This window comes from Sodalis sp. (in: enterobacteria), assembly GCF_051710625.1.
Lineage (GTDB): Bacteria > Pseudomonadota > Gammaproteobacteria > Enterobacterales > Enterobacteriaceae > JBPESN01.
On sequence record NZ_JBPESN010000091.1, the window covers coordinates 1 to 7,445 of the forward strand.

8 protein-coding genes and 3 pseudogenes are annotated in these 7,445 nt (G+C 55.8%); 8 read left to right on the top strand and 3 right to left on the bottom strand.

Features of this window, described 5'->3' with window-relative positions; translation table 11 throughout:
- Positions 1-384 precede the first annotated feature (384 nt).
- The 4 genes and pseudogenes from ACTBDU_RS15150 (at position 385) to yciA (ending at position 2,653) form a co-directional block, all read left to right on the top strand.
- Positions 385-794 (top strand): annotated as a pseudogene (locus tag ACTBDU_RS15150) (YkgJ family cysteine cluster protein).
- Between the two features lie 56 nt (positions 795-850).
- The gene (locus ACTBDU_RS15155) at positions 851-1,603 is read left to right on the top strand and encodes a YciC family protein (RefSeq protein WP_438807051.1); all 753 of its coding nucleotides are present in this window, start codon (positions 851-853) and stop codon (positions 1,601-1,603) included.
- A gap of 37 nt (positions 1,604-1,640) precedes the next feature.
- The gene (locus ACTBDU_RS15160) at positions 1,641-2,174 is read left to right on the top strand and encodes a septation protein A (RefSeq protein ID WP_438807052.1); all 534 of its coding nucleotides are present in this window, start codon (positions 1,641-1,643) and stop codon (positions 2,172-2,174) included.
- 56 nt (positions 2,175-2,230) lie between these two features.
- A complete protein-coding gene (gene yciA, locus ACTBDU_RS15165; RefSeq protein WP_438807053.1) occupies positions 2,231-2,653 on the top strand; it encodes an acyl-CoA thioester hydrolase YciA in 423 nt (140 codons plus the stop codon).
- Between the two features lie 41 nt (positions 2,654-2,694).
- On the opposite strand, the gene ACTBDU_RS15170 is transcribed toward yciA, so the two are convergent.
- A complete protein-coding gene (locus ACTBDU_RS15170) occupies positions 2,695-3,396 on the bottom strand; it encodes a TonB family protein (protein WP_438807054.1) in 702 nt (233 codons plus the stop codon).
- 278 nt (positions 3,397-3,674) lie between these two features.
- On the opposite strand from ACTBDU_RS15170, the gene ACTBDU_RS15175 reads away from it, so the two are divergent.
- Complete coding sequence (locus ACTBDU_RS15175) at positions 3,675-3,971, top strand: YciI family protein (RefSeq protein WP_074013587.1); 297 nt, start codon at positions 3,675-3,677, stop codon at positions 3,969-3,971.
- Between the two features lie 501 nt (positions 3,972-4,472).
- Complete coding sequence (locus ACTBDU_RS15180) at positions 4,473-4,706, top strand: hypothetical protein (protein ID WP_438807055.1); 234 nt, start codon at positions 4,473-4,475, stop codon at positions 4,704-4,706.
- Between the two features lie 153 nt (positions 4,707-4,859).
- Here ACTBDU_RS15180 and ACTBDU_RS15185 read toward each other — a convergent pair whose 3' ends face one another.
- Entirely contained in the window at positions 4,860-5,027 is a 168-nt protein-coding gene (locus tag ACTBDU_RS15185; RefSeq protein ID WP_438807056.1) for a YciY family protein, read from the bottom strand.
- Between the two features lie 175 nt (positions 5,028-5,202).
- Between ACTBDU_RS15185 and cls the strand changes: the two genes are divergently transcribed.
- Together cls and ACTBDU_RS15195 are read left to right on the top strand one after the other, a co-directional pair.
- Positions 5,203-6,663, top strand: a complete 1,461-nt coding sequence (gene cls, locus ACTBDU_RS15190) for a cardiolipin synthase (protein ID WP_438807057.1) — start codon at positions 5,203-5,205, stop codon at positions 6,661-6,663.
- Between the two features lie 54 nt (positions 6,664-6,717).
- Positions 6,718-6,931: pseudogene (locus ACTBDU_RS15195) on the top strand (DUF440 family protein); the annotation flags it as partial.
- Between the two features lie 11 nt (positions 6,932-6,942).
- Here the strand turns inward: ACTBDU_RS15195 and ACTBDU_RS15200 are convergent.
- Positions 6,943-7,445: pseudogene (locus ACTBDU_RS15200) on the bottom strand (IS3 family transposase); the annotation flags it as partial.

Sequence of the window (7,445 nt, forward strand, 5' to 3'; positions counted from 1 at the left end):
ACTATATCGTGGGATATTACAGCGCACTCAGGCCGCATAAATATAACGGTGGGTTGCCACCAAACGAATCAGAAAATAGATACTGGAAAAACGCTAACGCGGTGGCCAGTTTTAGTTGACCACTACAGTTTGCCGTTAAGGGGTAAATTTGATCCTTGTCACCATCCGGGCTAACGGTGGTGTAGAGGCAAATTGATGTGTCACACTGATAGCCAGTGTTATATCAATTCCCTTACTATTTACAGGATAATCCATGTCAACCGAATGGCAATAACAGCAAAAGAAGCGGTGATAACTCATTTCTGTTGCTTTCCGGCTTCCGGCTGGGTAGTTTTCAGGGAGTGTCAGTTCAGCTTAGACGCCGCGGCGTCGGTGGATAACAGCATGAGCGGTGATGGCAACCCCTGCCTGTCCTGCGGCGCCTGCCGCGCTTTTTTTCGCGTATCTTTTTACTGGGCCGAGGCGGATGACGGCGCAGGGGCCAGGTGCCGGCGGCGTTAACGGAACCGCTCACCCCATTCTTGCGTTGTATGTCAGGCACCAACGATCGCCTCGCGTTCTGTCGCGCGCTGCAAGGCCAAATCGGCGAGCGCGTCAGCTGCACCCTCTATGCCTCCCGTCCTTCCCTCTGTCGGGAATTTCAGATGAGCAGCGGAGATAGCCGGGCAAACGCCGCCAGCGATCGCGCCCGGGCGCATTATGGCCTGCCGCCGCTGGCGCGAACGATGACGCAGGGGATTATCGTGCCACGCTCGCCCCCGGATAATGCATTAGGGTGCCAAGCCGTGGATTAACAGGGTAGAATAGAGGGCTAGCCTAATCGTTGATTGTTTTGCCAAGGAGCCCCCCCATGCCAATTATGGCAAGTACTTTGTACCGCGACATGCTGAATTTTTTCCGTAATCAGTTTGCCAGTATCCTGCTGTTGGCGCTGTTGACGGCGCTGATAAGCGTCGTGCTGGGCCATACGCTGTCTCCGGGAAGTGAGCAACTGATGACCCTGAGCGACGGTACTTATATGGGCGATACCGCCGATATGAGTCTGCAGCAGCTGGTACAACAGATGTCAGTGGAACAGCAACGGGTATTGCTGAAAGCTTCCGCCGCCGGCACCCTGGCGGGTCTGGTCGGCAATGTGCTGTTGGCCGGCGGGCTGCTGACCATGATCCGCCAGGTGTCCAACCGCCAGCCCGTTAACATATTGCGCTCCATCGGCCTGTCGGCGCCGCTGTTGCCGCGCCTGCTGCTGCTTATCTTTTTTACAACGCTGCTGGTACAACTGGGACTGCTGTTGATTATCGTACCGGGTATCCTGCTGGCCATCGCCTTTAGCCTGGCGCCGGTCATCGCCACCAGAGACAATCTGGGCGCGATCAAATCAGTGCGCCTGAGCGCCCGGCTGGCGTTTGCCAATCTTCGTCTGTTGGCGCCAGCGGTCTTGTTCTGGCTGCTGGCCAAGGCCGCGGTACTTCTGCTGGCCACTCAGTTCACTCTGGTGTCATCGTTGGTGGCGGCGGTATTATTGAATGGATTGAGCAATCTGATTTCCGCCCTGCTGCTAATCTATCTTTATCGTCTGTACATGCTGTTGCGGCAGGCCTGATGGCCGGCGTTTACCCTCTTTACCGGTGGATTTTGTTATGAAGCAGTTTCTGGATTTTTTGCCCTTGGTGGTGTTTTTTATCGTCTATAAGCTCTACGACATTTACTACGCCTCCGGCGCGTTGATCGTTGCCTCTGCGCTGGTATTGGTTTACACCTGGCGGCGCTATCGCAAGGTCGAGAAAGTCGCCCTGATTACCTTCGTGCTGGTAGCGATCTTCGGCTCGCTGACGCTTTATTATCACAACGCGGAATTTATCAAGTGGAAGGTGACGGTGATTTATTCGTTGTTTGCCGCCGCGCTGCTGATTAGCCAATTTGTATTCGGCAAGCCGCTTATCCAGCGTATGCTGGATAAAGAGATCCGTCTCCCTGCCCGTGTCTGGAACAACTTGAATATTGCCTGGGCGCTTTTCTTCCTGGCCTGCGGCGCAGCGAACATTTATATCGCTTTCTGGCTGCCGCAGAGCGTGTGGGTCAATTTTAAGGTTTTCGGCCTCACCGGCCTGACGTTGGTCTTTACGCTGCTCAGCGGCATTTATATCTACCGCCATATGGCGGAAGACGAGTAAAACAATAATATCCATTAATCCTGCGCCTTCAGCGTGGGTGTCGTTAAGCGGGAGTAATGATGAGCGAAGAGATGACGCCTAGCGGCGAGATGGTGCTGCGTACGCTGGCAATGCCGGCTGACACCAATGCCAACGGCGATATTTTTGGCGGCTGGCTGATGTCGCAAATGGATATCAGCGGCGCTATTCCGGCGAAAGAGCTGGCTCAGGGTCGGGTAGTGACGGTGCGCGTCGACGGTATGACATTTCTGAAATCGGTCGCGGTGGGAGATGTCATTTGTTGCTATGCTAAGTGCCTAAAAACCGGCAACAGCTCGCTGACCCTCAATATTGAGGTCTGGGTGAAGAAAGTGTCTTCGGAGCCCATCGGCCAGCGCTACCGGGCGACCGAGGCGGTGTTTACGTACGTCGCGGTGGATAATGACGGTAAACCTCACCCACTGCCGCCGGACCGGCGGCAGCGCAGCGCAGCGGACTAAGGTGCTCAACGGGCGGCGTCCTTGCGCCCGGTTTTGCGCCGTTATCCGCCGCTGCTGACGTTCTCAAGGTCGAATTTGAAATTGACCGTCAAATTGGTTGCCGGCTTGCCCGGCTCATAGGTCCAGCGGAGCATGGCTAAACGGATATCGTGCTCGAACATGTTACGTGGCTGAGCCGATAGCACCCGCACATTTTCCACCCGCCCCTCGGCATTGACGTCGAACATCACACTCACGCGGCCCTCAATGCCCAACGCCCTTGCCCGCGGGGGATAAATGGGGTTGGTACGCTGCATGGCCCGCGGCGCATTACTCACGCTTTTCACGCTGCTGCTCTTCGGAGCGCTGGTTACCGGCGCGGTGGTTGGACGAACCGACGGCGCGCTGGGGGCGGGCGTCGCCGGACGCGTCACGGGTTTCGGCGGCTGGGGTTCGATTTCACGGTGCCGTTCAGGTTTGGGTTTCAGTTTTGGTTTCGGCGTGGGTTTAGGCACCAGCACCGGCGCGGGCGGTTCCGGTTCAGGCTCCGGGATAGGTTGCGGCTCGACTTCCGGATCGGGTTGGACAGGCTGCGGCTCAGGCGCCACCAGCATCACGGTCATGGGCTGCTCGACGGCTGAGGGTAAACTTATCGGCGGGGCCGTGGCATAGAGTAATCCTGCGACCAAAAAAACGTGTAATCCGGCAGAAGCAATAAACGGCCAGGAAAAGCGGCAGGTCTGATTCAAAATAGTTAACGCCATATCATTGGAAGTCGTGGATGAGAGCAAAGTTTAAATGCAAATAGCAATTATATTCAATAACTGTCAGCGATCTCTTTATCGTTTAGCGCATTTATTTGTCAGAGGGCAGGCAGGCGCGCCGGACCTTTCGCTCTAGGGCCACTGTCTCAGCGCTCATGTGTCGGCGCCCGCCGCCTGCCCCCTTTAACACGTCCCGGCGGCGTAACTTTTCATTGCGCTATAGGGTGCAATATCATAACGTGAATTATTTTTACTTATTCCAGGTTGGGAGTTTTGCCGTGCTCTATGTCATCTATGCCGAAGACGTGGCCGATTCGTTAGAAAAGCGACTATCGGTTCGCCCTACCCATCTCGCGCGTCTCCAGCTGCTGCGTGATCAGGGCCGCTTGCTTACGGCCGGCCCCACCCCCGCCATAGACAGCAATGACCCCGGCGCAGCGGGGTTCAGCGGTTCAACGGTCATCGCCGAATTTGACTCCCTTGAAGCGGCGCAAGCCTGGGCCGAAGCCGATCCCTATGTCGCCGCCGGCGTGTATGCGACCGTGCAGGTCAAGCCCTACAAAAAGGTCTTCTGACCGCCAACGCAGCGGGTGCGTGCCCCGTCAAGCCCCACGGTGTGGGGAAACAGGCGGCGCCAGCCTTCCCCCTGCCCAACGGCGCCTGGGTGCCGCCGGCCACACTGGCCCCGGCCCGAATACCTATGATGACCGTCGCCCACGGCGCCATGGTCGCCATAGGACTGGGGATGCAACACGGAACGCAAGGTCGATAGTGTAAAAATCTCATGGTGTCATGCAAGAGTGGCAGGGGGATATTGTGGCTGGCGGTAAACGGTCCCTTCAATGATAAATTCACCACAATTTCCGTGAGCGTGGCGCGAAATCATTCTATTTAGGGATTTTCGCAGTCAACTTTATAAATTGACGCGTTTTAGTACGTTATCTCACCGCTTTTTGACGGACAGTTCCGAATCATGCCGCATTGGAGGATATCCGGTTTGTACCCCGCCCGCCAGCTTATCGCATAACGTAGAAATGCTGTACTCCCGGTTAAACACTTAACAGTAGGAGGTAAATATGTTGAATAAAACACTGATGGCAGCCTTGGTGCTGTCCGCGGTCAGCAGCTCGTCCGTTTACACCGCCGGCGCGGCCGGTACGACTGCTGCGGCATTGCAGAGCGCATCCAGCAGTGCCAGCAGCAGTGATGCCAGCTTTGTGTCCAGCTTTGTCGCCGCGGTGGCCTCGGCGAGCGATCCGGAAAACACCGGTTTCTACATCAACCTCAACCACGCGACCGCCACGCAGTAACGCTGCAGGCAACGCCTAAGGGAGGAAAACAGGCAGAGTGTTTGTCACATCTCAATCGGCATAAAAGCGGTTTTTTTACCGCCTGAAAATCAAGGAAATACCCCGTCTGGAGCGTAGTTGCGACGACCCGCAGAGACAGCGCCAGCGTTCGATTCAGTTCAGCGTATAGGCGAGGGAAAATAGCAACGAACGCTGCTGCTGTTTGAGCTGAAGATGGCTCAAGCGCGCCAAGCGCCGATAAGTGTGGGATTGGGCTTCTACCCACTGGGTGCGCCGACGCTGCATACGCCAACGGCTCACTTCGTTACGGCTTCTTTTCATCACAAAGACCTTGGGAACGAGCTTAAACGAACGCTCGCCATTATAGCTGTTTTTTTCATCCCTGCCAAGCCGCGTGCGGATGCAGCGTATTATGCGCCGGGTAAAACAATTTCCTCTTTGCGCCCCTTATGCGTAAACTCAGGCTAACGCTCCGCGAACAGGATTTTTCGCCCCTATGACAACGCTTTATACCGTAATCAACTGGTTATTGCTGTTCGGCTATTGGTTGTTGATCGCAGGCGTCACCCTGCGGGTTATGATGAAACGTCGCGCGGTGCCCTCCGCCATGGCCTGGCTGCTGGTCATCTATATTCTCCCCCTGGTGGGGATTATTACCTATCTGCTGTTCGGCGAACTCAATCTGGGTAAACGCCGCGCCGAACGCAGTAAGGCCCTTTGGCCGTCCACCGCCAAGTGGATCGAAGATCTCAAAGGCTGTCGCCGCATTTTTGCCAGTGAAAATAGCGAAGTGGCCCGGGCGTTGTTTCAACTGTGCGAGCACCGTCAGGGCATGGGTGGCCTGAAGGGCAACCAAATGCAGCTGCTGACCAGCAGCGATGATGCCCTGCGGGCGCTGGTCCGCGATATCGGCCTGGCGCAAAACAATATTGAGATAGTGTTCTATATCTGGCAGAACGGCGGCCTGGTGGACCAGGTGGCTGAGGCGTTAATGGCGGCGGCGCGGCGCGGCGTGCGCTGCCGGCTAATGCTCGATTCCGCCGGCAGCGTGGACTTTTTCCGCAGTCCCTACCCCGCACTGATGCGCGCCGCCGGAGTGCATGTCGTAGAAGCCCTGCACGTCAGCCTCCTGCGCGTCTTTCTGCGCCGCATGGATTTGCGCCAGCATCGCAAAATGGTGCTGATTGACAATTATATCGCCTACACCGGCAGCATGAACATGGTGGATCCGCGTTTTTTCAAACAGGACGCCGGCGTCGGGCAATGGATCGATATCATGGCGCGCATGGAGGGGCCGGTTGCGACCGCGATGGGGATCATTTTCTCCTGCGACTGGGAAATAGAAACCGGGGAACGCATCCTGCCGCCGCCGCCCGACGTCAATATCATGCCGTTTGAACAGGCCACCGGACACACCATTCAAGTGATCGCGTCGGGGCCCGGTTTCCCCGAGGGGGTCATTCATCAGGCGTTGCTCACCTCGATTTATGCGGCGCGCGAACAACTGGTGATGACCACGCCCTACCTGGTGCCGAGCGACGATTTGCTCCACGCCATTTGTACCGCGGCGCAGCGCGGCGTGGAGGTCCATATTATCGTTCCACGCCATAACGATTCCATGTTGGTAGGCTGGGCCAGCCGTGCCTTTTTTGCCGAACTACTAGAAGCCGGAGTGCTGATCCATCAGTTTGGAGGCGGTCTGCTGCATACTAAGAGTGTGCTGGTCGACGGTCAATTGAGTCTGGTGGGGACGGTAAATCTGGACATGCGCAGCCTATGGCTTAATTTTGAGATAACCCTGGTCATCGACGATGACGATTTTGGCAGCGATCTGGCGCGGGTACAGGAGGACTATATCGCCCGCTCACGGCTCATTGAAGCCAAAGTCTGGTCAAAGCGTCCCTACTGGCAGCGTATTGTCGAGCGGCTGTTCTACTTTTTCAGTCCATTACTGTAATTTTGCCGGACGGCATGCTGTAATAGCGCCAATTCAGCTAACGGGACAGTAATGATGGATGTAGACAATTGTCTGACGGACAACGAAACACTCGAAGCGGCCTACGATATTTTTCTTGAACTGGCGCAGAATAATCTCGATCCGGCGGACGTTTTGCTATGCACTGCAGTTTGAGCAGCGCGGCGCGGCAGAGCCGTTTGATTCGTCAGAAGCGTGGCATGAGCAGGTGGATTTCGATCTCAATCCCGATCTTTTCGCCGAAGTGGTCTGTAGTGGCCAACTAAAACTGGGCACCGCGTTAGCGTTTTTCCAGTATCTATTTTCTGATTCGTTTGGTGGCAACCCACCGTTATATTTATGCGGCCTGAATGCGCTGTAATATCCCACGATATAGTCGGTAATTTCATAAGCTGCTTCGCTGAAGCTTATGTAGCCCGTTACCGGTATCCACTCGTTTTTCAGACTTCTGAAGAAGCGCTCCATCGGACTGTTATCCCAACAATTACCACGCCGACTCATGCTTTGTTTGATCCGGTAACGCCACAGCAACTGCCGGAACTGCCTGCTTGTATAGTGGCTACCCTGATCGCTGTGGAACATCACTCCGGCTGGTTTACCACGCGTTTCCCATGCCATTTCCAGTGCTTTGATGATTAGTCTGCTGTCCGGGGAGAACGACATAGCCCAGCCCACCGGTTTCCTCGCGAACAGATCAAGAACAACCGCAAGGTATGCCCAGCGTTTCCCGGTCCAGATATACGTCACATCGCCGCACCATACCT